The sequence below is a fragment of the Chromobacterium sp. INPA-IVC genome (assembly GCF_059047085.1).
In genome coordinates this window covers 167,553-193,149 of sequence record NZ_JBTNLS010000009.1, presented here as the reverse complement: position 1 = coordinate 193,149, position 25,597 = coordinate 167,553, and the positions used below count along the sequence as shown (strand labels likewise).

General features: G+C 64.6%; 24 protein-coding genes and 1 tRNA gene. 18 read left to right on the top strand and 7 right to left on the bottom strand.

Going from position 1 to position 25,597, the window contains the following annotated elements:
- Positions 1 to 90: 90 nt before the first annotated feature.
- From metG to ACX17K_RS18240, 4 genes are all read left to right on the top strand, one after another.
- A complete protein-coding gene (gene metG, locus ACX17K_RS18255; protein WP_493775879.1) occupies positions 91 to 2,151 on the top strand; it encodes a methionine--tRNA ligase in 2,061 nt (686 codons plus the stop codon).
- A 465-nt stretch (positions 2,152 to 2,616) separates the two neighbouring features.
- Positions 2,617 to 2,802, top strand: a complete 186-nt coding sequence (locus tag ACX17K_RS18250; protein ID WP_021476952.1) for a hypothetical protein — start codon at positions 2,617 to 2,619, stop codon at positions 2,800 to 2,802.
- Positions 2,803 to 2,957: 155 nt separating this feature from the next.
- Positions 2,958 to 3,584: a VC0807 family protein gene (locus ACX17K_RS18245; protein ID WP_493775878.1), complete on the top strand. Its 627-nt coding sequence runs from the start codon at positions 2,958 to 2,960 to the stop codon at positions 3,582 to 3,584.
- 435 nt (positions 3,585 to 4,019) lie between these two features.
- Positions 4,020 to 4,096 (top strand) — tRNA-Met (locus tag ACX17K_RS18240).
- Between the two features lie 52 nt (positions 4,097 to 4,148).
- On the opposite strand, the gene ACX17K_RS18235 is transcribed toward ACX17K_RS18240, so the two are convergent.
- Together ACX17K_RS18235 and yaaA are read right to left on the bottom strand one after the other, a co-directional pair.
- On the bottom strand, positions 4,149 to 4,628 hold the full coding sequence (locus ACX17K_RS18235; protein WP_493775877.1) for a GNAT family N-acetyltransferase: 480 nt from the start codon (positions 4,626 to 4,628) through the stop codon (positions 4,149 to 4,151).
- Positions 4,629 to 4,685: 57 nt separating this feature from the next.
- Entirely contained in the window at positions 4,686 to 5,459 is a 774-nt protein-coding gene (gene yaaA, locus ACX17K_RS18230) for a peroxide stress protein YaaA (RefSeq protein ID WP_493775876.1), read from the bottom strand.
- A 110-nt stretch (positions 5,460 to 5,569) separates the two neighbouring features.
- Between yaaA and dtd the strand changes: the two genes are divergently transcribed.
- Positions 5,570 to 6,022: a D-aminoacyl-tRNA deacylase gene (gene dtd / locus ACX17K_RS18225; protein ID WP_493775875.1), complete on the top strand. Its 453-nt coding sequence runs from the start codon at positions 5,570 to 5,572 to the stop codon at positions 6,020 to 6,022.
- A 4-nt stretch (positions 6,023 to 6,026) separates the two neighbouring features.
- Entirely contained in the window at positions 6,027 to 7,088 is a 1,062-nt protein-coding gene (locus ACX17K_RS18220; RefSeq protein ID WP_493775874.1) for an FUSC family protein, read from the top strand.
- A 68-nt stretch (positions 7,089 to 7,156) separates the two neighbouring features.
- Here ACX17K_RS18220 and ACX17K_RS18215 read toward each other — a convergent pair whose 3' ends face one another.
- Positions 7,157 to 8,986 carry a lytic transglycosylase gene (locus ACX17K_RS18215; RefSeq protein ID WP_493775873.1) on the bottom strand — a complete coding sequence of 610 codons (1,830 nt, stop codon included), beginning with the start codon at positions 8,984 to 8,986 and terminating at the stop codon, positions 7,157 to 7,159.
- Positions 8,987 to 9,155: 169 nt separating this feature from the next.
- Positions 9,156 to 9,923 (bottom strand): hydroxyacylglutathione hydrolase, encoded by a 768-nt coding sequence (gloB, locus tag ACX17K_RS18210; RefSeq protein ID WP_493775872.1) that lies wholly within the window; start codon positions 9,921 to 9,923, stop codon positions 9,156 to 9,158.
- Between the two features lie 13 nt (positions 9,924 to 9,936).
- Here gloB and ACX17K_RS18205 point away from each other — a divergent pair, with 13 nt between their 5' ends.
- The 9 genes from ACX17K_RS18205 to corA all read left to right on the top strand — a co-directional run bounded on the left by ACX17K_RS18205 (position 9,937) and on the right by corA (position 17,513).
- The gene (locus tag ACX17K_RS18205) at positions 9,937 to 10,701 is read left to right on the top strand and encodes a class I SAM-dependent methyltransferase (protein WP_493775871.1); all 765 of its coding nucleotides are present in this window, start codon (positions 9,937 to 9,939) and stop codon (positions 10,699 to 10,701) included.
- 10 nt (positions 10,702 to 10,711) lie between these two features.
- On the top strand, positions 10,712 to 11,155 hold the full coding sequence (gene rnhA, locus ACX17K_RS18200; RefSeq protein ID WP_046157298.1) for a ribonuclease HI: 444 nt from the start codon (positions 10,712 to 10,714) through the stop codon (positions 11,153 to 11,155).
- A gap of 52 nt (positions 11,156 to 11,207) precedes the next feature.
- Positions 11,208 to 11,924, top strand: a complete 717-nt coding sequence (gene dnaQ, locus ACX17K_RS18195; RefSeq protein WP_347751364.1) for a DNA polymerase III subunit epsilon — start codon at positions 11,208 to 11,210, stop codon at positions 11,922 to 11,924.
- A gap of 4 nt (positions 11,925 to 11,928) precedes the next feature.
- Positions 11,929 to 12,615: a 2-C-methyl-D-erythritol 4-phosphate cytidylyltransferase gene (ispD, locus tag ACX17K_RS18190; protein WP_493775870.1), complete on the top strand. Its 687-nt coding sequence runs from the start codon at positions 11,929 to 11,931 to the stop codon at positions 12,613 to 12,615.
- Between the two features lie 15 nt (positions 12,616 to 12,630).
- The gene (gene ispF, locus ACX17K_RS18185; protein ID WP_231162065.1) at positions 12,631 to 13,107 is read left to right on the top strand and encodes a 2-C-methyl-D-erythritol 2,4-cyclodiphosphate synthase; all 477 of its coding nucleotides are present in this window, start codon (positions 12,631 to 12,633) and stop codon (positions 13,105 to 13,107) included.
- Positions 13,108 to 13,326: 219 nt separating this feature from the next.
- Positions 13,327 to 13,986 (top strand): ribose-5-phosphate isomerase RpiA, encoded by a 660-nt coding sequence (gene rpiA / locus ACX17K_RS18180; RefSeq protein ID WP_347369834.1) that lies wholly within the window; start codon positions 13,327 to 13,329, stop codon positions 13,984 to 13,986.
- Positions 13,987 to 14,101: 115 nt separating this feature from the next.
- On the top strand, positions 14,102 to 14,806 hold the full coding sequence (phoU, locus tag ACX17K_RS18175) for a phosphate signaling complex protein PhoU (RefSeq protein ID WP_021476968.1): 705 nt from the start codon (positions 14,102 to 14,104) through the stop codon (positions 14,804 to 14,806).
- Positions 14,807 to 14,947: 141 nt separating this feature from the next.
- Positions 14,948 to 16,441, top strand: a complete 1,494-nt coding sequence (gene ppx, locus ACX17K_RS18170) for an exopolyphosphatase (RefSeq protein ID WP_260799359.1) — start codon at positions 14,948 to 14,950, stop codon at positions 16,439 to 16,441.
- 7 nt (positions 16,442 to 16,448) lie between these two features.
- A complete protein-coding gene (gene corA / locus ACX17K_RS18165) occupies positions 16,449 to 17,513 on the top strand; it encodes a magnesium/cobalt transporter CorA (RefSeq protein ID WP_231162064.1) in 1,065 nt (354 codons plus the stop codon).
- Between the two features lie 57 nt (positions 17,514 to 17,570).
- Here the strand turns inward: corA and pncA are convergent, their stop codons facing one another.
- Complete coding sequence (gene pncA / locus ACX17K_RS18160; protein WP_493775869.1) at positions 17,571 to 18,203, bottom strand: bifunctional nicotinamidase/pyrazinamidase; 633 nt, start codon at positions 18,201 to 18,203, stop codon at positions 17,571 to 17,573.
- Positions 18,204 to 18,331: 128 nt separating this feature from the next.
- Between pncA and ACX17K_RS18155 the strand changes: the two genes are divergently transcribed.
- Both ACX17K_RS18155 and ACX17K_RS18150 read left to right on the top strand, forming a co-directional pair.
- Positions 18,332 to 20,677 carry a heavy metal translocating P-type ATPase gene (locus ACX17K_RS18155; RefSeq protein ID WP_493775868.1) on the top strand — a complete coding sequence of 782 codons (2,346 nt, stop codon included), beginning with the start codon at positions 18,332 to 18,334 and terminating at the stop codon, positions 20,675 to 20,677.
- Between the two features lie 36 nt (positions 20,678 to 20,713).
- Complete coding sequence (locus tag ACX17K_RS18150) at positions 20,714 to 20,923, top strand: heavy-metal-associated domain-containing protein (RefSeq protein ID WP_493775867.1); 210 nt, start codon at positions 20,714 to 20,716, stop codon at positions 20,921 to 20,923.
- Between the two features lie 84 nt (positions 20,924 to 21,007).
- On the opposite strand, the gene ACX17K_RS18145 is transcribed toward ACX17K_RS18150, so the two are convergent.
- Positions 21,008 to 21,325: a DUF190 domain-containing protein gene (locus ACX17K_RS18145; protein WP_231151553.1), complete on the bottom strand. Its 318-nt coding sequence runs from the start codon at positions 21,323 to 21,325 to the stop codon at positions 21,008 to 21,010.
- Between the two features lie 111 nt (positions 21,326 to 21,436).
- The gene (locus tag ACX17K_RS18140) at positions 21,437 to 23,332 is read right to left on the bottom strand and encodes a M14 family metallopeptidase (protein ID WP_493775866.1); all 1,896 of its coding nucleotides are present in this window, start codon (positions 23,330 to 23,332) and stop codon (positions 21,437 to 21,439) included.
- A gap of 276 nt (positions 23,333 to 23,608) precedes the next feature.
- On the opposite strand from ACX17K_RS18140, the gene ACX17K_RS18135 reads away from it, so the two are divergent.
- Positions 23,609 to 25,474 carry a S9 family peptidase gene (locus tag ACX17K_RS18135; RefSeq protein ID WP_493775865.1) on the top strand — a complete coding sequence of 622 codons (1,866 nt, stop codon included), beginning with the start codon at positions 23,609 to 23,611 and terminating at the stop codon, positions 25,472 to 25,474.
- The last annotated feature ends 123 nt before the right edge of the window (positions 25,475 to 25,597 follow it).

Here is a 25,597-nt window from a genome sequence, read left to right as displayed (position 1 = left end):
CGGCAATATGGGCGGCGCGGTGCGATGGCCGCCCGTCCGTTCTGTCTCTATAATCGATCGCTTGAGATTGCCGATACGGATTACCCAACCATGACAAAACGCAAGATTCTGGTGACCAGCGCGCTGCCTTACGCCAACGCGGGGCTGCACCTGGGCCACATGCTGGAACAGATCCAGACCGACATCTGGGTGCGCTTCCAGAAGATGCGCGGCCACGAATGCTATTACGTCTGCGCCGACGATACCCACGGCGCGCCGATCATGCTGGCCGCCGAGAAGCGCGGCATCACGCCCGAGCAGCTGGTGAATGAAGTGCGCGAGCTGCACGTCGCCGATTCGCAGGGTTTCCTGATCGGCCACGACAACTACTACAGCACCAACAGCCCGGAGAACAAGGCGCTGGCGGAACAGGTCTACCTGGCGCTGAAGGCCGACGACAAGATCGCCTGCCGCACCATCGAGCAGCTGTTCGACCCGGAAAAGCAGATGTTCCTGCCGGACCGCTTCGTCAAGGGCGAGTGCCCGAAGTGTTCCGCCAAGGATCAGTACGGCGACAATTGCGAAGTCTGCGGCGCCACCTACGCGCCGACCGAGCTGAAGAACCCGTACTCGGCAGTGTCCGGCGCCAAGCCGGTGCTGAAGACGTCCGAGCACTACTTCTTCCGCCTGGGCGAATGCGCGGACTTCCTGAAGGCCTGGACCAGCGGCTCCAGCCGCCGCGCCGACGGCGCGGTGCAGCAGCACCTGCAGCCGGAATCGCTGAACAAGATGAACGAGTGGATCGGCGGCGGCCTGCAGGACTGGGACATCAGCCGCGACGCGCCGTACTTCGGCTTCGAGATTCCCGGCGCGCCGGGCAAGTACTTCTATGTGTGGCTGGACGCGCCGATCGGCTACATGGCCAGCTTCAAGAACCTGTGCGAGCGTCTGAGCCTGAACTTCGACGAATGGTTCGCCAAGGATAGCCAGACCGAGATGTACCACTTCATCGGCAAGGACATCCTGTACTTCCACGCGCTGTTCTGGCCTGCGATGCTGAACTATTCCGGCCTGCGCTCGCCGACCGGCGTGTTCGCCCACGGCTTCCTGACCGTGGACGGGCAGAAGATGTCCAAGTCGCGCGGCACCTTCATCCAGGCCAAGAGCTACCTGGATTGCGGCCTGAATCCGGAGTGGATGCGTTACTACATCGCCGCCAAGCTGAACGGCCGCATCGAAGACATCGATCTCAATCTGAACGACTTCGTCGCGCGGGTGAACTCCGACCTGGTCGGCAAGTTCGTCAACATCGCCAGCCGCTCCGCCGGCTTCATCGCCAAGCGCTTCGACGGCATGCTGGCCGCCCAGGTGTCCGACGGTGAGATCCTGGCCAAGCTGCAGGCCGCGGCCGAAGAGCTGGCCGCCGCCTACGAGGCGCGCGAATACGCGAAGGCGCTGCGCGACGTGATGGCGCTGGCCGACATCGTCAACGGCTACGTGGACGCCAACAAGCCGTGGGAGCTGGCCAAGCAGGAAGGCCAGGACGCGCGCCTGCAGGACGTCTGCACCGTGCTGGTCAACGCCTTCCGCCTGCTGGCCATCTACTTGAAGCCGGTGCTGCCGAAGCTGGCAGAGGGCGTGGAAGCGTTCCTGGATGTGGCGCCGCTCTCCTGGAGCGACGCGGAAACCCTGCTGTTGGGCAAAAAGATCAATGCCTACCAGCATCTGATGCAGCGCATCGACCCGGCGCTGATCGACAAATTGATAGAAGCGAACAAACAGAATATGCAAGCTACCCAAGACGCGCCGGCCGCCGCCGCGCACGAGCCGCTGGCCGAAACCATCAAGATCGACGACTTCGCCAAGGTGGACCTGCGCGTAGGCAAGGTGCTGGAATGCAACTTCGTCGAAGGCTCGGACAAGCTGCTGCAGTTCAAGGTGGATCTGGGCTTCGAAACCCGCAATATCTTCTCCGGCATCCGCAAGGCTTATCAGGAGCCGGAAAAGCTGGTGGGCCGCCATGTGATCGTGGTCGCCAACCTGGCCGAGCGCAAGATGCGCTTCGGCGTGTCGCAGGGCATGATCGTCTGCGCGTCCGGGGTGGATGACAGCGAAGGCCTGTTCCTGCTGGACGTGGACGCAGGCGTCAAGCCGGGCATGCGCGTCGGCTGATTTCCGCCGTCCGCCATTGACCTAGGTCATGGCAGATAAGTAGTATCACCAGGTATTTTGATGATGCTTGGTTATCTTGGCCCCGGTTGCCATATTGGTAACTGGGGTCTTGTTTTACCCTTAAGGAAAGTTGCTAGGCGGCGGGGATTGTTTTCTTGTCCGACTGCGGCCACGGTCTTTTGTCATCGCCGTGTGGCGAACACTGACAGAAGTCCAGCTGCGGCGAACCGTTGGCTTGCTATAGCATGGTGGATTGCGCGGATGCTGCGGTTGCGTCGCGCGGATCAGCGCCGTAATGGGCGCTTGAGGATGATGGACTTCGTCACGGGCTTGTCATCCACGCCTGCTAGATTGCAGGCAGGCAGCAGATTGACTGTGCGCCTGGTTGGAACTTTTTCCGACGGACGCTGACAAACAACGAATATCTATTTGTTTTTTATTGAAAAAAAGAATAAGGATTGAATTATGAAAATCTCGCAACTGAAGCCGGGCTACAAAGTTTTCGAACATAAGGAGTGCGGCGACGTAGTTCACTATGAAGTGATCAGCGTGCGCCAGGTCGGCAAGATGTTTGAAGTGACTTTCAAGTCCGCGCTGGGATTGGCCAGCGCGATGTATCCGGCCAACGGATTCATCCAGGCAGCGGCCTGAGTTTTCCCGATTTCCCGATCGCCGGCCCAGTGTGCCGGCGCGCCAAGCCCCGCCTAGAGCGGGGCTTGGTTTTTCGCGCGGCGGTGAGAATGGCTCCGCATTGACAATTGCATGATGGGTCTGCACTGTAACGATTTTATTTTGGAGTCCGCGCCATGCCGCGACGCGCCCTGCTGCTGCTCGAACTGGTCGTCAATTTCCTGCTGCCCTGGCTTTGTTACCGTTGGGCCAAACCGCATTGGGGCGAAATGGGCGGCTTGTTGCTATCGGCTGCGCCGCCGATAGCCTGGAGCTTGTGGGAGCTGCGGAGGACGCGGCGGGTGGATGCACTCAGCATGATGGTGCTGTTGGGCATTGCATTGTCGCTGCTGGCGATGTTGTTGGGCGGGGGCGAGAAAATGCTGCTGCTGCGCGAGTCTTTGCTGACGGGTTTGTTTGGCGCGGCTTTCCTGTTGTCCTTGTTGTTGCCGAGACCGTTGGTGTTCTATCTGGCGCGGGCGACGATAGAGCGTAAGGAAGAGGGCGGGCGGGAGCGTTGCGAGCGGTTGTGGCAGCAAGCGGCCTTCCGCCGAGGAATCCGCGCGATGACGGCGATGTGGGGCGTAGGCTTGGTGGCGGAGATGGCGCTGCGCAGTTGGCTGGCCTGGCATTGGCCGGTGGAACGCTCGATATTGTTGCTGCCGTGGATCAGCTATGGCGTGATGGGCGCGCTGACCGCGGCGACCTTGCTGATGCGCAAGAGAATGGGAGATGGGCTGCCACGAGCAGCTGCTAGCAGCTGAGTAACTGGTATTTTATTGGCATTTTGTATTTATTTGGTATACAATCGGCCGGCCAGAGCAAAAAAAATGGGCCGCACAAGGCGGCCCGAAGTTCCGTGATGAACACTTAGGAGAACAGGCATCGCCTGGGCTGTACGCGCTGGCAGTCGCATGCAGCTTGCAACACCTGTCAAAATGCACAAGGCCGGTTGGCTATCCATCAGGTTGGCAGACCCAAATGGCAAGCTGGCCGCCTTTGCTTTCGCATCGGCGCCGACCACGATGTCAATGTAGCGGCTTTTTGTTGACCGCTTATGTTTTTGCCGCCGACATCTGTTAAAGATTATGAAGTCGGATTGCCGCGGGTTTTAAAGAAAGTTTCATAAAGCAGTTGACGGCGAACACGGTCTTCAGTATAGTTCACTTCTCTGCACGAAACGTAGAACAGAATTCAGACGCGGGGTGGAGCAGTCTGGTAGCTCGTCGGGCTCATAACCCGAAGGTCGTAGGTTCGAATCCTGCCCCCGCAACCAATAGTCAAAAAACCGAGGCGAATGCCTCGGTTTTTTGCATTTCTGCGTTCAGTCATGCCGCAAAGGCTTTCAAGGCTTCGCCAGCGAAGCGGTAGTAAATCTTGTCAGCCACGATGTCGGCGCCGATGCTGCGATAGAACGCCATTGCGTCCTCATTGCCTCGCTCGGCCGTCCAATCCAGCCGTTTGCAGCCGTGCGCCATGGCATGGCGGGCCAGCGCCTTCATCAAGGCTTTGCCTATGCCGCCGCCGCGCGCTTCAGGGACGGCGAACAAATCCTTCATGAACAATTGGCCGCCATATTCCGGCGCGGGGTATAGCAGCGAAAAGGTCGCGAGGCCGATCGCGATGTTCTCGCGTTCCGCCAGCATGACTTGCACGCCGCAATGCGCTTGGAACAAGTTGCCGGCCACGTAGCGGGCGGAGGCCTCGCGGCTTGCCCGTTCGGGGCCGAAATAGTGCAAGTCGATCCGGTAGAACAATTCGGCCAGCGCCGAGGAGTCGGTCGGGGTCGCAAGGCGGGTGGCGATCATGCCTCGTCCTGTCAGATAAAGGCATGATATTAATGACGATGGTCTGGCCTGGCCAGCTTATTCGCGGTCGCGGCGGAATACCCAGCTCAGTTCGTTCGAAGCCGCCGCGTCGAAGGCGTAGCCCTCGCTGTCGAAGCCGCGCAGCTGCTCCGGATCGACGACGCCGCGCTCGGCGGCCCAGCGCGCCATCAGGCCGCGCGCGCGTTTGGCGTAGAAGCTGATGATCTTGTACTGGCCATTCTTTTTGTCCTGGAACACCGGCGTGACGATGGCCGCGTTGAGCGTCCGGGGCTTCACCGACTTGAAATACTCGTCCGACGCCAGGTTCACCAGCGTGCGCTGGCCCAACGCGTCCAGTTGCGCGTTGAGCCTGGCGGTAACAGTTTCTCCCCAGAACTCGTACAGATTCTTGCCGCGCCCGTTGGCCAGGCGGGTGCCCATTTCCAGCCGGTAGGCCTGCATCAGGTCGAGCGGGCGCAGCACGCCGTACAAGCCGGACAGAATGCGCAGGCGATCCTGCAGATAGCCGACGGCGGGTTGGGCCAGCGTGGCGGCGTCGAGGCCTTCGTAGACATCGCCCATGAAGGCGTAGATCGCCTGCTTGGCGTTGCCGGGAGTGAACGGGCGCTGCCAGTCGGCGTAGCGGCCGACGTTGAGATTGGCCAAGGCGTCGCTGATGCTCATCAATTTGGCGACGTCCAGCGGGCTTTTCTGGCGCAGGACGCCGATCAGCTCCGCGCTATGGTCCAGCAGGTCGGGCTGGCTGTATTGGTCGACGGCGGGCGGGTTTTGGTAATCCAGCGTCTTGGCCGGCGAGATGACCATCAACATGCGGCGATTCCTTTTCTTGAGTTGGCGCTATTGTACCTAAGCGCGGCGGCTCGCGTCCGCCGCGAAGGAATGGGTAGAATGAAACGAGAGTCACGACGAGGAATGTTCGAATGCGGGTGCTGGTGCAAAGGGTAAGTCAGGCGGCGGTGACGGTGGAGGGGCGAACGGCGGGTGAGATAGGCGCCGGCGCCTTGCTGCTGGTCGGGGTGGAGGAGGCGGATGGGCCGGACGACATCGTCTGGCTGGTGCGCAAGATCAGCCAGCTGCGCATCTTCAACGATGAGGCAGGGGTGATGAACCGCAGCCTGCTCGATTGCGGCGGCGACGCGCTGGCGGTCAGCCAGTTCACGCTCCACGCCAGCGTGAAGAAGGGCAATCGGCCTTCGTACTCGCGCGCGGCGCGGGGCGAGATCTCGCAACCGCTGTTCGACCGCTTCGTCGCCGAGCTGGCCGCCGCGCTGGGCAAGCCGGTGCCAACCGGCGTATTCGGCGCGGACATGCAGGTTGGCCTGATCAACGATGGCCCGGTCACGATCTGGCTGGACAGCCGGAGTCCGGAGTAGAGGCATGGGCGGGAGATGGCAGCATCCATGGCGGATTCTGGTGGTGCCCTACTACCTGAATCGCTACGCGCGCCAGGCGCATGTGTTGCGGGTGGCGCTGGCTTTTCTGGCCGGCCTGGCGCTGGTGCTGGCCACCGGCATCCCGCACGGCGGCTGGATGCTGGTGACGATCCTGATCGTGCTGGGCGGGGTGCCGCACTGGGGCGGCGTGAGGCGCAAGGCGCTGGAGCGGATGGGGGGCTCGCTGCTGGGCGCGGTGGCTGGGTTGGCCGCCATTCTGTTGCACGGCGTATCGCCGTATCTCTGCTACGCCTGGATGCTGGCGGTGGTGGCGCTCAGTTGCTGGCATGCGCAGGGCAAAGGAGGCTATCTGGCGTTGCTGACCGGCATCACGCTGGTGATCGTTGGCGGGCTGGGCGACGAGCCGATCAACGAGGCGCTGTGGCGCAGCTGCAATGTGCTGATCGGTTCGCTGATCGGCATGGCCGCCGCCGCCACGCTGCCGTTGCGGGCGCTGGACAGCTGGCGTTTCCTGCTGGCCGACAATCTGCGCGAGGCCGCGCTGCTGTACAACCGCATCGCGCGCCGGCTGCCGGTGGAGGGCGATGCGGCGCTGGACCAGTTCAACAGCCGTCTGATCCGTTTGCGCGGTCTGTTGCCTGCGGTGACGCAAGAGTCGGCGCTGTCGCACCGCCAGCTGGATCAGGTCCAGCGTTGCCAGCGCAGCATCTGGACCTTGCTGGACAGGATGGGCGAAGTGTCGGCATCAACCCCGGCTTTGGCGGAAGAGCGTTCCCCTAGGAGGGCGATTGTACGCACCTTGCTGCGCGCGGCGCACGCGCTGCGCTTCAACCAGCCGCAGTTGCTGGCCGACCCCTTGCCGGCGGCCGACAATCCCGCGCGGATGCGCGAGCCCACGCATTGCCACTGGCTGGTGGCCGAGCTGTCGTTGACGGTGGAGGAGCTGCGCGGACAATTGCAGGATATTCTGCCGCAGTTGATCGCCGCGCCGCCGCCGGCGCGCAGCTTGGTGCGGAGGATGCGCGGCGCGCCCAGAAAGTCCTGATGATCTAACGAAAAACGGCCCGGGATTTCCGGGCCGTTTTCATGCGGGCGTCGCCATTTTCTGGCGGACTACAGGCCGACGATCTTGACCTTCTGGCCCGGCTGCAGGTGATTGGGGTGGCGGCTGCCGTTGATGCGCTGGATGTCGTTGTGGGTGACGCCGAAGCGGCGGGCGATGCTGAACAGCGTGTCGCCGCGCTGAACCACGTATTCCTTGCTGCGGCGGACATGGCTTGCGCTTGCGCCGGACCGGCGCTCGGCTACTTTGACCAAGGCCGGATCCGCGCCATCGTCGTCACTGTTGGCGACGAGATTATCGGTTGCGCTGTCGGCTTTCAGCCTCAGCTTCTGGCCAACCTGAACCAGATTGCCGTCCAGTTGGTTCAGCGTTTTCAGATCGTCGATGTCGAGGTTGCTGCGGCGGGCGATGCTGTACAGCGTGTCGCCGCTGGCGACGGTGTAGCTGCCGAGATCGCGGGTGGCCAACGAGCGGGCGGCGGCGCTGTCTTCGGCGGCATTGGCCGAACTGGCCAGCAGCACGGCTTGGCGCGCGGCGAGGCTGGTGTCGACGGCCGGTTGCGGCGCGACTTGCGGCTGGACGGAGGCGACAGGCGTGGCTGCCGGCGCCGCGGCTTGCGGCGTTGCTGCCAGCGCGACCTGCGTCACGGCAGGCTGGGTCGCAGGCGCGGGTTCGGCTTGTGCGATCAACGTCGCGCCGGCACTGATCGGCGCATCGCCGATCGGGGTATCCACCGATTCGAACGACTGGCCGTCGTTCAGCGGCTTGTTCATCGCCACCAGCACCGGTTGGCCGGCTTTCAGCGTGCCGCCGCTGATGCGGTTGGCCGCGATCAGCTGGCCGCTGCTCATGCCGTGGTCACCGGCGACGGCGTTGATGTTCTCGTCGCTCTTGGGAACGTAGACTTCCCAGGTCAGAAGCGGCTTGCTCCATTTGTCCAGATTGGCCTGGAACTTGTCGACCTTGGCGGCGGGCAGCAGCATCTGGCGGCCGGCCTTGTAGGCGAACACCGGAAGGTTGAAGGCCGGGTTCAATTCCTTGAATTCCGCCACCGAGATGCCGGCCAGCTTGGCGGCGATGTCGATGTTCATGTGCTTGCCGGTGGAGACGGCGACGAAGTAGGGCTTGTTGGGGAACTTGTCCAGATGGACGCCGTACTTTTCCGGGCTGAGCAGGATATTGCGCACCGCCAGCAGCTTGGGCACGTAGTTGCGCGTCTCGTTCGGTAGGCGGATGTTCTCGTAGGTGGGATCGATGCCGCTGGCCTGTGCCTTGGCGATCGCGCGGGCCAGATTGCCTTCGCCCCAGTTGTACGCGGCCAGCGCCAGGTTCCAGTCGCCGAACTGGGCGTACAGGTTTTGCAGGTAATCGAGCGCGGCGCGGGTGGCGTCGGTCACGTCGCGGCGGCCGTCATACCACCAGGTCTGCTCCAGCCCGTAATGGCGGCCGGTGGCCGGCATGAACTGCCACAGGCCGGCTGCGCCGACGCGGGAATTGGCGGTGGGCACGAAAGCGCTTTCCACCATAGGCAGCAGCGCGATTTCGGTCGGCATGCCGCGGCGCTCCACCTCGTTCATGATGTGGAACAGGTATTTGCGGCTGCGGTCCAGCGTGCGTTTGAAGTATTCGGGGCGGCTGGCGTAGAAACGCTCCTGGCGGCGGACGGTGTCGGCGTTGACCTCGTCCAGCTGAAAGCCTTCGCGCACGCGCTTCCAGACGTCGTCGCCGTTGCGCAGCAGGCTGGAGTTCAGCAGCATCATGTCGAGGCCGGCGGCCATCGCTTCGTCCACGCCGGAAGACGGCGCGGGGCCGGCCAGAGCCAGCGATGCGAATGGCAATGCGAGCGACACGGCGAGTGCCAATGGAGTGAAGCGTTTCATTCAGACGAGCCCGTATTTCTGATTCCGGCTGATGCTAAACATGCGTCAGGGGGGTGTCAATTGAAAAAGGCAAATCATTTCATGCGCTTTCATTGCTTATAGCCCATTTCGCGAGCAAGTGAAGGGCTCCGCGGATGGACTGCGAAAAGTTACGTATCCGGCATGCCTGTCAGCGAAAATCGTTCTTCCATTCCCGCAGCATGGCGAAGCAGGTTTCCTCGCTGTCGCCCGGATGTCCGCCGCGCTGCCGCAGCGCTTCGCGCAGCGCCGGTTCGCCGCTGCGAAGGAAGGGGTTGCTGGCGGTTTCCAGCGCGATGGTGCTGGGCAGGGTGGGCAGTCCGCGTTCGCGCAGCGCGCTGTCGCGGCTATGGCGCATCGCGAGTATCGGATTATGCTGATCGGCAGCCAGCGCGAAGCGCAGATTGGACAGCGTGTATTCGTGGGCGGGGTAAACCTTGGTTTGCGGCGGCAATCGGGCCAGTTTTTTCAGCGAAGCCAGCATCTGTTCCGGCGTGCCCTCGAATACCCTGCCGCAGCCTGCGGCGAACAGGGTGTCGCCGCAAAACAGCGCGTCGTCCAGCAGGTATGCCAGGTGGTCAAGGGTGTGGCCGGGCACTTCCAGCACCTTGGCCTGTCCCATGTCCAGCTCAACGGCGTCGCCCTCCATCACCGGATGGCTGACGCCCGAAACGCTGGCCGGCCCGTAGACCGGAATGCCTGGCCAGGCGCGCAGCAATTCCGGCAGGCCGCCGCAGTGGTCGGCGTGGTGGTGGGTGATCAGCACGGCTTCCAGCCGCAGCTTTTCCTGCTCCAGGTAGCGCAGCAGCGGCGCGGCTTCGCCCGGGTCCACGGCGACGGCGCGCGCGCCCTCGCGCAAAACCCAGATATAATTGTCAGTGAATGCCCCTACCGGGGCGATGCTAAACGTGGCTGCCATAAGGCTTTCCCCCATGAAAAATTCGTTTGGCGCCTGGCTGACCGGCACCGAGCTCGGACGTTACCTGCTGCAGCGCGAGCAGGAATATTTCGAGCGGGCGGTGGCCGACGCCTTCGGCTACCACGCGGTGCAGGTCGGGTTGCCGGAAATGGACTGCTTGAGCGGCAACCGCATTCCCTGGCAGTGCCGGGTGGCCGATTACGGCGACGTCGATGTGCGCTGCGATCCCGCCTTCCTGCCGTTCGAGACCCGCAGCCTGGACCTTCTGGTGATGCCCCATGTGCTGGATTTTACCACCCAGCCGCACCAGGTACTGCGCGAAGCTGACCGCGTGCTGATGCCGGAGGGCCGGCTGATCCTGACCGGTTTCAACCCGCTGTCGCTATGGGGGGTGCGCAGGCTGATCCAGGGCAGGGAGTCGGTGCCCTGGAACGGCAATTTTTTCACCCAGCCCCGGATCAAGGACTGGCTGGCGCTGCTGGAGCTGGAGCTGGAGGACGGCGCCTTCATGGCGTATGCGCCGCCGTTCTCGCGCCAGGACTGGCTGGGCCGCTGCGGCTTCATGGAGGACGCGGGCGAGCGCTGGTGGCCGCTGGCTGCCGGGGTATACGGCATCGAGGCGGTCAAGCGCCAGCGCGGCATGCGCTTGATCACGCCCAATTGGAAGCAGCAGGCCAAGAAGAAGGGCGCGCTGGGCGTGGTGGCGGGCAACGAGCGCCAGCACACGCACAAGCGGCCGGAAACAACCGAGCGGGACGGCGTATCGTCCTGCCAATGAACGAGACAGCATGACGACAGAAGACAGAGTCGAGATTTACACCGACGGCGCCTGCAAGGGCAATCCCGGCCCCGGCGGCTGGGGCGCGTTGATGCGCTACAAGGGCAAGGAAAAGGAGTTGTTCGGCGGAGAGCGCGGCACCACCAACAATAGAATGGAAATCATGGCCGTGATCCGGGCGCTGGCGGCGTTGAACCGGCCGTGCAAGGTGGTGGTCTACACCGACTCCCAGTACGTGCAGAAGGGCATCTCCGAATGGATACACGGCTGGAAGGCGCGCGGCTGGAAAACCGCGGCCAAGGAGCCGGTGAAGAACGCCGACCTGTGGCAGGAGCTGGACGCCGAGCGCAACCGCCATCTGGATGTGGAATGGCGCTGGGTGAAGGGCCACTCCGGCCACGAGTTCAACGAGAGAGCCGATCAACTCGCCAACAAGGGCGTGGAGTCGGTCTGACCAGTAGACACGCCGCGGCGCCGTCGACACGGCTTCGCGGGCAGGACGCAGCATGAGACAGATTATTCTCGATACCGAAACCACCGGTCTCGATCCGCAGCAGGGCCACCGCATCATTGAGTTCGCCGGCCTGGAAATGGTCGGCCGCAAGCTGACCGGCAAGCACCTGCATCTTTATATCCATCCGCAGCGGGAGATTGATCCCGATGCCCAGCGCGTGCACGGCATCTCGCTGGAGTTTCTGGACGGCAAGCCGGTGTTCTCCAAGGTGGGGCAGGAAATCGCCGATTTCCTGCGCGGCGCCGAGCTGATCATCCACAACGCGCCCTTCGACATCGGCTTTCTCAACGCCGAATTCGCCAAGATCGGCATCGAGCCGATCGACAAGCTTTGCGCCAGCGTGATCGACACGCTGCGCGAAGCGCGCGACATGTTCCCCGGCAAGCGCAACAGCCTGGATGCCTTGTGCGACCGCTTCGAGATCGACCGCTCCAACCGGACCCTGCACGGCGCGCTGGTGGACTGCGAGCTGCTGTCCGAAGTCTATCTATGGATGACGCGCGGCCAGGAAAGCCTGGCGATGGACATCGAGGTGGAGTTGCCGGGCGACGTCGGCGCCATCCAGTTCGAGCGCAAGCCGCTGAAGGTGCTGGCCGCCAGCGAGGCTGAACAAGCCGAGCACCAGGCCTATCTGGACGCGCTGGACAAGACGGTGAAGGGCGCCTGCATCTGGCGCGGCCTGGAGTCGCCGGCGCAGGCGGGGGATTGAGGCGATGGCCAGAATGATCGCGCTGGTGCCGGCGGCGGGCTCAGGCAGCCGCTTCGGCGCGCCCAGCCCCAAGCAATATCTGCAATTGAACGGCAAGCCGCTGATGTGGCACACGCTGGCCACGCTGGCGGCGGTGCCGGGCGTGGACGAAGTGGCGGTGGTGGTGTCGCCGCAGGATGAATGGTTCGACGGTTTCGACTGGGATTTGCCCAAGCTGTCGGTGCGCCGCGTCGGCGGCGCCAGCCGCGCCGAAAGCGTGGCCAACGGACTGGCCGCGCTCGCCTGCGCAGAGGACGACTGGGTGCTGGTGCACGACGCGGCGCGCTGCTGCCTGTCGGTGGCCGCCGTGGAGCGCCTGATCGCCGCCTTGTCCGGCCATGCGGTGGGCGGCCTGCTGGCGCTGCCGGTGCCGGACACCGTCAAGCGCGCCGACGCCGACGGCCATGTCGCCGCCACCGTGCCGCGCAACGGCCTGTGGCTGGCGCAGACGCCGCAGATGTTCCGCGCCGGCGTGCTGGAGAACGCGTTGCGCGGCGTGGCGGCCGAGGACGTCACCGACGAGGCGTCCGCTGTCGAGCGGCTGGGGCTGAAACCGTTGCTGGTCGAGGGCGACGCCCAGAATTTCAAGGTCACCTATCCGCGCGATCTGGTGCTGGCCCGCGCCATCCTGGCCGCGCGCGAAGACTACTGAACAGCAAGGAAGAACATGTTTCGCATCGGACAAGGCTACGACGTGCACCAATTGGTGGAGGGCCGCCCGCTGATCCTGGGCGGAGTGGACGTCCCGCACGACAAGGGCCTGCTCGGCCACTCGGACGCCGACGCGCTGCTGCACGCGATCACCGACGCGCTGCTGGGCGCCGCCGCGCTGGGCGACATCGGCCGCCACTTCCCGGACACCGCGGTCGAATTCAAGGGCGCCGACAGCCGCGCGCTGCTGCGCGAAGCGGCGGCGCGGGTGAGGGCGGCCGGCTGGCGGCCGGTCAATGTCGACAGCACGCTGATCGCGCAAAGGCCGAAGCTGGCGCCGCACATCGACGCGATGCGCGCCAATATCGCGGCGGACCTGGGGCTGGATGTCGGCGCGGTCAATGTCAAGGGCAAGACCAACGAGAAGCTGGGCTATCTGGGCCGCTGCGAGGCGATAGAGGCGCAGGCTGTCTGCCTGCTGATGCCGGCCTAAGCGCCGCGGCCGAAACCGCTGATCCAGCGCCGCGCCTCTTCGCCGCGCGGCTTGAATTGCCCGCGTCGGCGAGCCTGGGGCAGGGAGAGGATCAACCCGCTCCGCAAGATTTTGAACAAGCGGCCAGGCGTCATGCCGGCGCAGTCCGCTTGTGGGATAATCGCGCATCATCGCTCATGCCGGGCATGGGCGGCACAACACCAACCAGGAGGCCCCATCATGCTGACCCAGGATCAACTGAAACTCGCCGTCGCCAAGAAGGCGCTGGAATTCGTGCCGGAAGACGCCATCATCGGCGTGGGCACCGGCAGCACCGTCAATCTGTTCATCGAGGAACTGGCCGGCATCAAGGGGCGCATCAAGGGCGCGGTGTCCAGCTCCGAGGCCTCCACCGCGCGGCTGAAGGCTCACCATATTCCGGTGTTCGACCTGAACGAAGTGGAGAAGCTGCCGGTGTATATCGACGGCGCCGACGAGATCAACCACCACCTGCACATGATCAAGGGCGGCGGCGCGGCGCTGACGCGCGAGAAGATCGTCGCCGGCGTGGCCGATGAGTTCATCTGCATCGCCGACGAGCAGAAGTACGTGGCCATGCTGGGCGCCTTCCCGCTGCCGATCGAGGTGATTCCGATGGCGCGCAGCTACGTCGCGCGCGAACTGGTGCGTCTGGGCGGCCACCCGGAACTGCGCCAGGGCGTGACCACCGACAACGGCAACGTGATCCTGGACGTGCACGGCCTGCAGATCATGAAGCCGGTGGAGCTGGAGGAGACCATCAACCACATCGCCGGCGTCGTCACTTGCGGCCTGTTCGCCCGCCGCCGCGCCGACGTGCTGGTGCTGGGCAAGCAAAGCGGCGTGGAAGTGCTGCGCTGAGGCGAATCCTGTCCGTTCCGGCCGGCTGGACGCGGCCGGACGAAGATGGCATGTCACGCGGCTGTCATCTGCTTGTCTTACAATTTACCATTTTCGCGAAATTCCCGAGGCAAACATGGCAGAACACATTTCCAAGCAGTTCGATCTGGAGCTGGAAACCATCCGTACCCGTGTGCTGCAGATGGGCGGCCTGGTGGAGCAGCAGATCCTGTCCGCCGTCGATGCCCTGATGGCCGGCGACGTGCCGCGGCTGGACAAGGTGATGGCCGAGGACGCGCTGGTCAATGCGATGGAAGTCGGCATCGACGACGACTGTCTGCACATCATCGCCCGCCGCCAGCCGGCTGCCAGCGATCTGCGCATCGTCTTCACCGTGATCAAGATCATCACCGATCTGGAGCGCATCGGCGACGAGGCGGCCAAGATCGCGCGGATGGGCAAGACCATCCACCAGTCCGAACGCTTCCAGATGCCGCGCTTCCGCGAAATCGAAAAGATGGCCGACGTGGCGCTGGCGATGCTGCGCCGCGCGCTGGACGCCTTCGCCCGGCTGGACACCAGCGCCGCGCTGGAGCTGGCCGAGGAAGACCAGCGGCTGGACGAGAATTTCGCGTCAGAGCTGCGTCAGCTGATCACCTTCATGATGGAAGATCCGCGCACCATCAGCATGTCGATCGACACGCTGTTCATCTCCAAGGCCATCGAGCGCATCGGCGACCACGCCAAGAACATCTCCGAATACGTGGTCTACCTGGTCAAGGGCAAGGACATCCGCCACACCACGCTGGAAGACATCAAGCGCGAAACCATGGGGCGCTGAACGGCGCGGTCCGGACATGACGCTGGGTGCAAAATGGCGGTAACATCTCGCGGTTACCGCCATTTTGCTTGCCGGGCGCGCCGGGCGTTGTTCGCTCCGCTGCGGCCCCGCGGGCGCAACCGAACAAGAAAAGGGGTGTCCTTGACACACGCCACGCCCCCGCACACCGTGCTGGCCACCATCGATCTGGGCTCCAACAGCTTCCGGCTGCAAGTGTCCCGCGTGGTGGACGACCAGCTGTACGCCCTGGACGTGATGAAAGAAACCGTGCGCCTGGGCGCCGGCCTCACCGCCGACAAACATCTGAACGACGATACACAGGAACGCGCGCTGGCTTGCCTGGCCCGTTTCGGCGAGCGGCTGCGCGGCTTCGTGCCGGCCCAGGTCCGCGTGGTTGGCACCAACACGCTGCGCGTGGCCAGGAACGCGCCGGCCTTCATCGCCGAGGCCGAGGAGCGGCTGGGCTTCCCGATCGAGGTGATCGCCGGCCGAGAAGAGGCGCGGCTGATCTACCTGGGCGCCGCCCACTCGCTGCCGGACACCAAGGAGCGCCGGATGGTGGTGGACATCGGCGGCGGCTCCACCGAATTCATCATCGGCAGCCATTACAAGGCGCTGGTCACCGAAAGCCTGCCGCTGGGCTGCGTCAGCTACACGATGCGCTTTTTCCCGGACGGCAAGCTGACCCGCGGCAATTTCCGCGACGCCACGCTGGCCGCCCGCAACGAGATCCAGCGCATCCGCCATGAATACCGCCCCAGCGAGTGGCAGCTCGCCGTCGGAACCTCCGGCACCGCGCGCTCGCTGCGCGACGTGCTGGAGATCAACGACTGGAGCCGCGCCGACATCACCCTGGCCGGGATGGAGCAGCTGCGAGAAGTCTTGATCAAGCAGGGCAGCATAGACGCGGTCAAGGTCAACGGCCTGAAGGCCGACCGCGCGCCGGTGCTGGCCGGCGGCCTCGCCATCATGATCGCGGTGTTCGAGGAGCTGGAAGTCGAGAAGATGATCGTCACCGAGGGCGCGCTGCGCGACGGCGTGCTCTACGATCTGCTGGGCCGCCAGAGAGAGAAGGACATGCGCGACAGCACGGTGGCGCTGTTCAAGCGCCGCTACCACGCCGACACGCAGCAGGCCGAGCGCGTCAACCAGCTGGCCGAGCGCTTGTACCGGATGCTGGCCGGCGAGGACGTGGACCAGGACATGCTCAAGCGCCTGTCGTGGGCGGCCAAACTGCACGAGATCGGCCTGACCATCGCCCACACCGCCTACCACAAGCATTCGGCCTACATCCTGCAGAACGCCGACATGCCGGGCTTCTCCAAGCGCGAGCAGGCCACGCTGGCCGCCATCGTGCTGGGCCACCGCGGCGACATGGGCAAGATGGCGCAATACATCAGCCAGCCGGCCTTGTGGCAGGCTGTGGTGGCGCTGCGCGTCGCGGTGCTGTTCTACCGCAGCCGCATCAACGCCGCGCTGCCGGCCGAGCTGGACTTGAGCCAGCACGCGCGCGGCTTCACGCTGTCGCTGAGCGGCGACTGGCTGGAGGCCAACCCGCTGTCGGCCAGCAGCTTCCAGCAGGAAGTGGGCCAGTGGAAGAATGTCGGCTTCCAGCTTGACATCGTGCAGAAATAGGCCGCCGATGCGCCATCCGGAACTGAAGGAGAGGCTGCCGACGCTGGGCGAGCAAGCGGGAACGCTGCTGCCGGTGGGCGAGGCCAAGCACGCGGGCACCAAACTGTCGCTGTTCGACTTCTGCGCCGACGAGGCGATCGAGCTGGCCGACTTGCCGCTGGCCAATCTGGCGAGCTACCGCCGCCGCGGCGAGGTGCTGTGGCTCAATGTCTATGGCCTGAGCGACGCCGCCGCCATCCAGGCGATAGGCGAGCGTTTCGGCCTGCACCCGCTGGTGCAGGAGGACATCCTCAACGCCCGCCAGCGGCCCAAGCTGGAAGATTACGAAGACTATCTGTTCCTGGCCTGCCGGGTGTTCGATTACCAGCAGGGCGGGCGGCTGCAATCCGACCAGATGTACCTGGTGCTGGGCGACGGCTTCGTGCTGTCGTTCCAGGAAAAGCCCACCGGCGTGTTCGAGCAGGTGCGCGAGCGGCTGCGCAAGGGCCGAGGCGCGTTGCGCAGGCGCGGCGCCGACTACCTGGCCTATTCGCTGCTGGACGCCATCATCGACGACTACTTCGGCGTGCTCGGCCAGTTCAACGACAGGGTGGAGCGCACCGACGGCCAGCTGCTGGCGGGGCGCGACAACGGCGTGCTGCGCCAGATCCAGCGGCTGAAGCGCGATTGTCTGAAGCTCAGGCGCGCGTTGCTGCCGCTGCGCGAGGTGCTGCTGTCGCTGAACCGCGGCGACGAGGAGCGCTTCGGCGAGGATACCCGCGTCTATCTGCGTGACGCCTACGACCACGTGGTCCACGTGCTGGAGTCGCTGGAGATGAACCGCGAGATGGTCGGGGACATGATGGACCTCTATCTGTCCACTCAATCGCACCGGCTCAATCTGCAGATGCGGGTGCTGACGGTGATCACGATGATCTTCATGCCGCTGACGCTGATCGCCGGCATCTACGGCATGAACTTCGAGTACATGCCGGAGTTGAAGTGGCACTACGGCTACTTCATCGTCCTGTTGGCGATGGGCGGGATTTCCGCCGGCATGAGCTGGTGGTTCTGGAAGCGGCGGTGGATCTGATCCGCTGGCGGAAAAAGCGAAACGGGGAGAGCGATTCTCCCCGTTTTTATTGTGGCGTCACACTTCGTCGGATCGCAGCCGCTTGACGCCGGCCTGGCGCATTTCCATCCAGGCCTCTGCCAGCGAGCCGTCCATGTCTATCGCCCGGCAGGCATCCTCCACCACGAAGGTCTCGAAACCCGCGGCACAGGCGTCGATGGCGCTCCAGGCGACGCAGAAGTCGGTGGCGAGGCCTGCCAGCCATACCTTTTTGACGCCCAGGGCGTTCAAGTAAGCGGCCAGGCCGGTGGTGGTGGCGCGGTCGGCTTCGACGAAGGCGGAATAGCTGTCCACCTGGGCGTGGACGCCCTTGCGCACGATCAGCCGGGCATGCTCGGTCTCCAGCTCGGGGTGGAAGCCGGCGCCATGGCTGCCGGCGACGCAGTGGTCCGGCCACAGCGTTTGCGGGCCGTAGGGCAGGTCCAGGCTCTGGAAAGGCTGCATGCCGGGATGGCGGGAGGCGAACGACACGTGCCCGGCCGGATGCCAGTCCTGGGTCAGCACTACGTTTTCGAACAGCAGCGACAGGTGGTTGATCAAGGGCACCACTTCGTCTCCGCCCGGCACGGCCAGTTCGCCGCCGGGACAGAAACTGTTCTGCACATCCACCACCAGCAATGCGCAGTCAGCACCATAACGTTTCAGGGGCATGGGACTACCTTGTTGTTGTCGTCTTCCATCTTGTTAACACGGGCAGGCCCGCCGGTAAAGGGGGGGGCAGGGCTTTCCGCGCTTGCGTTTAATACCCCATGGGGGTATAACGGAGGCAGGAGGATGCGATGATACAATCCCTGTTGACGCTGCCGGTCGCCGGCATGAGCTGCGCCGCCTGCGCGGCCCGCATCGAGAAGCAGCTGAACCGCATGGACGGCGTGGAAGCGGCGGTCAGCTTCGCCAACGAAAGCGCCCAGCTGCGCTACGACCCGGATCAAACCAAGCCGCAGCAACTGGTGGACGCCATCGTCCGCTGCGGTTTCGACGTGCCGCGCCAGACGCTGGAGCTGGGCATCGGCGGCATGAGTTGCGCCGCTTGCGCGGCCCGGCTGGAAAAGGCGCTGGGCCGATTGCCGGGCGTGGAAGCCAGCGTCAACTTCGCTGCCGAGTCGGCGCGGATCGATTACCTGCCGGGACTGACGGAGCGCGACCGGGTGCTGGACGCGGTGCGCAAGGCCGGTTTCGAGCCGTCGCCGCGCGAGGGCGGCGGCGGAGAGGCCGAGGCGGCCGCCCGCTACCGCCGCGAGCTGGCGTGGTTCGCCGCATCCGCGCTGCTGACGCTGCCTTTCCTGATTGAAATGGCGGCGATGTTCGCCGGCGGCCACCATGGCTGGCTGCCCAGGATGTGGCAGCTGGCGCTGGCGACGCCGGTGCAGTTCGTCGTCGGCTGGCGCTTTTACCGCGGCGCCTGGCAGGCGCTGCGTGGCGGCGTCGCGAACATGGACGTGCTGGTGGCGTTGGGCACCAGCATGGCCTGGCTGCTGTCGGCCGCGGTGACCTTGCTGGGGCTGGAGGACCAGCATGTGTATTTCGAGGCCAGCGCGGCGGTGATCACGCTGGTGTTGCTGGGCAAGCTGCTGGAGGCGAGGGCCAAGGGCAAGACCTCGGCGGCGATCGCCGCGCTGGTGAAGCTGGCGCCCCGGACCGCCCGCGTCGAGCGCGACGGCGAACTGGTCGAGGTGGCGGTGGATAAGCTGCGGCGCGGCGACGTGGTGGTGGTGCGCCACGGCGACAGTCTGCCGGTGGATGGGGAGGTGGTGGACGGCCAGGCCTGGCTGGACGAGAGCATGCTGACCGGCGAGAGCCGGCCGGTAGCCAAGCAGGCCGGCAACAAGGTTTACGCCGCCACCCGCAACCAGGACGGCATGCTCAAGGTGCGCGCCACCGGCGTCGGCGGCGATACCCAGCTGGCCGAGATCGTGCGCATGGTGGCGGCGGCCCAGGGCAGCAAGGCGCCGATCCAGCGCTTGGCCGACAGCATTTCCGCCATTTTCGTGCCGGCGGTCAGCGCGGTGGCGCTGCTGACCTTTGCATTGACCGGCTGGCTGGGTGGCGACTGGGCGCAGGCCCTGATCCACGCGGTGGCGGTGTTGGTGATCGCCTGCCCGTGCGCGTTGGGCCTGGCCACGCCGACCGCGGTGATGGTGGGCGTGGGCAACGGCGCGCGCCGCGGCATATTGTTCCGCAACGCCGCCGCGCTGGAGCAGGCCGGCAAGGTGGACGTGCTGCTGGTGGACAAGACCGGCACGCTGACCGAGGGCCGGCCGACGCTGCGCCACGCGCTGGCGTTCGACGGCGACGAAAACCGGCTGATCCAGCTGGCCGCCAGCGCCGAAGCCGGCTCCGAGCATCCACTGGCCCACGCCTTGTTGCAGCGGGCGAAAGAGTTGGAGCTGCCCTTGCTGGCCTGCGAGCGTTTCCGCGCCGATGTCGGCAACGGCGTCGAGGCCGCGCTGCCGGGCGTGGGCACGGTCAAGGCGGGCGTGCCGTCCTGGATCGGCCTGGACCTGCCGGCCGAAGCGGCCGCCTGGCCGCTGGAAGGATGCACGGTGGTGGCGGTCAGCCTGGACGACCGGCCGCTGGGCCTGCTGGCCTTGGCCGATCCGCTGCGGGACAGTTCCAAGGCGGCGGTGGAAGCGTTGCGTGGGCTGGGCGTCAAGGTGGTGATGCTGACCGGCGATCATGAGAGCACCGCGCGCAGCATCGCCGCCGAAGCCGGCATCACAGAGTGGCGCGCCGGCATGAAGCCGCAGGACAAGGCCGATGTGGTCAAATACTGGCAACAACAGGGCAGCAAGGTGGCGATGCTGGGCGACGGCGTCAACGACGCGCCGGCGCTGGCCGCGGCCGACGTCAGCCTGGCGATGGGCGCCGGCTCCGACGTGGCCATCGCCGCCGCCGACATCACGCTGATGCACGGCGATCTGGCGCACGCTGTGGACGCCATCCGCCTGTCGCGCGCCAGCCTGGCCAAGATCCGCCAGAACCTGGCCTTCGCTTTCGTTTACAACGTGCTGGGCATTCCGCTGGCGGCGGTCGGCATGCTGAATCCGGTGATCGCCGGCGCGGCGATGGCGGCCAGTTCGGTGTCGGTGGTGTCCAACTCTTTGCTGCTGCGCCGCTGGCGCTGAAGCTTGCAATCAACCCTTACCACGATGGAGATGAACATGGCAGAACTGATTTTGAACATAGACGGCATGACCTGCGGCGGCTGCGTGAAGAGCGTGACCGGCCTGTTGAGCGGCATGACCGGCGTCAGCGACGCCCAGGTGAGCCTGGAGGACAAGCAGGCGCGCGTGGCTTACGACGCCGCGACGGTGTCGCCGGAAGAACTGGCGGCGGCGGTGGCGGACGCCGGCTTCGATGTGACATTCTGATTGGCAGCTCCGAGACCGCTTCGCCGCCTCGCCGGGCCGAAGCGGTCTTTGTCGTTGTTGTCCGCTTTTGACTGAATCCCGGCTTTACTTCTCTCCCAGCATGCCGTACTCCACCGGCGTCTTCACGTAGAACACCTTAATGCCTTCGCCGCGCAGCCGGTCGAGCAACAATTCCGCCTCCTGCGCGCTGAGCGCCATCGTCACTTCCTCAGGCTGGTCCGCCAGTTCGAAGAAGCGGGCGGCGTGGATGCGGCGGTCGCCGCCGAAGCCCTCGCTGGCGGCGAATAGCGTGGCGCCGCCTATGCCCAGCCTGTGGGCTTCCTGCAAGATCCATTCCGCCAGCGGCACGCCGTGATGGCGGTGTCCCTGCTGGGTGAAGAACGACAGTTGATAGCCTTGCATCGCGGGGTCTCCAGGAGACGGATCACGGTTGGGTCATGCAGTCGGCGGGCATAGGGTCCGCCGACACCTGCATTGTAGACCCGGCCGCCGTCGCGGGCGGCCGGAGCGCTCTCAGCGGATGATGCCCACCGGGTAGAGGTAGCGGTTGCTGTCGGCGAACGGCGTGCGCTCGTAGAACCAGTTGAGCCGGGCGTTGCGGTCCTTGGCGAACTTGGGATCGGCCTTCAGTTTGGCGGCGAAGGCGTTGCGCAGCTCCGGGCTTTCCGCCAGCATGCGGCGCGCCATCGGCTCCATCACATAGGCTTCCGGCGCTTCAGCCGAGGTCAGGTTGGCGTTGAAGAAGCCCCAGCTGAGGAAGGAGTCCGGGCTGGATGGCTCCAGCAGCACCATGGCCAGCGCGCCCAGCGGCTGATCGGGATCGATGACGACCGATCCGGCCGGATAAGTGACCTTGCGCGGCATCGCCACCGGCTTGCCGCTGATCAGCAGCCGGCCTTCGTAGCCGGGAATCTTGTCGGCCGATTCGCGGTCCGGTTCGAACGGCGTGCCCAGCTTGACCTCGTCCAGCCGATAGGCGGTGACGTCGAGCGTGGTCGGTTTGTCCAGCGTGCTCATCGCGATGCCGTGCGTCTTCAGCCGCTCTATCACTTCCCGCCATTGCGCCGGCACCACGTAGGCCTTGGGCCGCGGGACGACCAGATCGGGCTCGGACTGAGGGGTGATCGGGATCTTGTAGCTTTGCGGTTGGTTGCTCCAGCGCACGATCTTGTCGCCGGTGATCGGCGACTGCGTCTTGTCGAATTTCACGCCCTTGAAGTCCACCATCTGCGGCTGGCCGTCGGCCGCTTTCCAGGTCAGCGTCACGTTCTTGGGCCGGGCCGCGCGGTCCTGGGCGATGGCTGCGCGCAGGCTGTCCCGATTGGCGGCCACGCTTTCCAGGATGGCTTTGTACAGCGAGTAATTGCCCAGCACCTGCTGTTTGTACGGCTTGAGCGCGTGCAGCTCCACCAGGATGGCGGGAATGCCGCGGATGTCGGCGTACTGGTTGGAGAAGCGCGCCAAGTCGCTGTAGTAGGGGTAGTAGCCCTTGCCGATGTCCTCGTTGTCGTTCATCGAGATGCAGACGTTGGGCTCGTGGCCGTAGGCGCGCAGCTCGCGGTAGACATAGGGCGTCATCACCTGGTCCATCCAGCGGCTGGACGCCGGCGACCAGCCCTGGCCGTTGTTGCAGTAAGTGACGTCGTACCGGTAGTTGACGCCGTCGGTGCTGTGGGTATCGATGAAGAAGTCCGGCTGGTACTGGCCGAGCGCGCGCGCCACGTTGCGGATTTCCGGGCTGTCCAGCTTGGCGAAGTCGCGGTTGAGATTGAGATTGCGGCTGTTGACCCGCCAGCCGGTCTCGTCGGGGCCGTTCTGGTTGATGCGGCCGTATTTGCCGTAGCGCACGTCGCCGTCGATGTTGACGGTGGGAACGAACAGGATGTTCACCTTGTCCAGCAAGGCGCGCTCCGAGCCGCCGACGGTCAGCTCGCGCAGCAGCATCAGGCCGGCGTCCTTGCCGTTGGCTTCGCCCGGGTGGATGCCGGCTTCGATGTAGACCGTGGGTTTTCCGGAGGCCTGGAGCCCGGCGGCAGACTTGTCGGCGCTGCTGGAGACCACCGCCATCATGAACGGTCGGCCTTCGCCGGTTTTTTCCTCCAGCGCGGTCAACTGGATCAGGTCCGGTTTCGCCGCCGCCAGCCTTTGCAGATAGGCCAGCGTCTCCGGGTAGGGCGGCGTGTGGGCGAAGCCGGAGGCTTCAAGCGGCGTGGCCCACGGATCGTCCTTGGCGGCGGCGAACTGTTGGCTGTTGCCGTTCCAGGGGATGTCCGGCGGCAGCACGCGCTGGCCGGCGGACTGGAGAAACTGGCCGGGATCGACGTAGTCGGGCGCGGCGGGCGAGGCGGCGGCGGGCAGGCTGGCCAGCGCGGCGGCGAGAAAAGTCAGCGAAGGGAGGAGGCGGCTCATCGTATGCTCCGGGAGTGAGGATCGCGCCAGCTTACGCCTTGTGCCGCTGCTTTCTGATTGCCTGATTCATCCTGCTTGATGGCTGTCAAACACGGGGTTTTTCCTGCTTTTTCTCTGTTGTTTTTATTGTGAAAATTTCAATCAGGCTAAATTCAATTCGCATATTGATGCCGAAGTGGCCTGGCGGTAACATGATTTTTCCGCGCGCATGCCGCGCTTGGCGCCGGGCCGCAGCGATGGCCGGATTCCACGTTCCCACCAAAGAAAGAAACCGCGTTGAAAACGAAAACCCTGACTGTGCTGTTGGCGTCGCTGCTGTCCGGCTCCGCGATGGCGGCGGACATCCCGCTGCGCGACTTTTTCCGCAATCCGGAGCAGAGCAACTTCACGGTGTCGCCGGACGGCAAGAGCGTGGCCTTCCTGTCGCCGTGGGAGTCGCGCCGCAACATCGTGGTGCGCCGTCCCGGCCAGCCGGACAAGCGCGTCACCGCCATCAAGGACCGCGACCTGTCCGGCTATTTCTGGAAGGGCAACGACAGACTGGTGTACGTCAAGGACAATGCCGGCGACGAGAATTTCCACCTGTACAGCGTGGACCTGAAAAGCGGCAAGACCCGCGATCTGACGCCGTTTCCCGGCGTGCGCGCCGAGATCGTCGACGGCCTGGTCGACAACGACAAGCAGCTGCTGATCAGCCTGAACAAGCGCAATCCGGAAATCTTCGACGTCTATCGCATCGACCTGCAGACCGGCAAGCTGACGCTGGAGGCGGAAAACCCGGGCAAGGTGGCCAGCTGGATCACCGACCACAAGGGCAATATCCGCATCGCGATCGAGACCGACGGCGTCAACAACACCGTGCTGTACCGCGACCAGCCTGGCGGCAAGTTCCGCAAGCTGATGACCACCAATTTCCGCGAGAACTTCTCGCCGCTGTTCTTCACCTTCGACAACCAGCGCTTCTATGCCGCCAGCAGCCTGGGCCGGGACAAGGCCGCCATCGTCGAGTACGACCCCAAGACCGGCAAGGAGGCGAAGGAGATCTACGCGCGCCAGGATGTCGATGTCTCCGGACTCGACTTCTCGCACAAGCGCAAGGTGATCACCTGCGCCGGCTTCGAGACCGACAAGCCGGGCCGCGAGTGCTTCGATCCGCAATCACGCGAACTGTACACCAAGCTGCAGTCCCACTTCCCGGGCTATCAGGTGGACATCACCTCCGGCAACCGCAACGAGGATCGCTTCGTGGTGGCGGCCTGGAACGACAAGACCCAGGGCAAGCGCTACCTGTACGACAAGAAGAGCGACAAGCTGACGCTGCTGGCCGAGATCACGCCCTGGCTGCCGGAAGACAAGATGGCCAGCATGAAGCCCATTCAGTACCGCAGCCGCGATGGCCTGACCATCAACGGCTACCTGACGCTGCCGAAAGGCAAGGAAGACGCCAAGGACCTGCCGGTGATCGTCAATCCGCACGGCGGACCGTGGTATCGCGACAGCTGGCACTTCAACCCGGAAGTGCAGTTCTTCGCCAGCCGCGGCTGGGCAGTGCTGCAGATGAACTTCCGCGGCTCCACCGGCTACGGCCGCCAGTTCTGGGAAGCCTCGTTCAAGGAGTGGGGCGGCAAGATGCAGGACGACGTCACCGACGGCGTCGACTGGCTGGTCAAGCAAGGCGTGGCCGATCCGAAGAAGGTGTGCATCTACGGCGGCAGCTACGGCGGCTACGCCACCTTGTCCGGCATCACCAAGACCCCTGAGCTCTACCGCTGCGCGGTGGATTATGTCGGCGTGTCCAACCTGTTCACCTTCATGCAGACCATTCCGCCGTACTGGAAGCCGTTCCTGGATTCGATGTACGAGATGGTGGGCAATCCGGAAAAGGACAAGGATCTGCTGCGCGAGCGCTCGCCGGTGTTCCACGTCGACCGCATCCAGTCGCCGCTGCTGGTGCTGCAGGGGGCCAAGGACCCGCGCGTCAACATCAACGAATCCAACCAGATCGTCGACGCGTTGAAGAAACGCGGGGTGGACGTCGAGTACATCGTCAAGGACAACGAGGGCCACGGTTTCCACAACGAGGAAAACCGCTTCGCCGCCTATGGCGCGATGGAGCAGTTCTTCAAGAAACACCTGGACTGATAGGCTACCGCGCCAGTGATCTCAGCCCGCCTTCCGGCGGGCTTTTCCATTTAGGCCCGCCAACAAAACTTCTGATCCTGAGCTGCGCCTCCTTGTCGTATGACCGGCGCTGCCTGCGTTCAG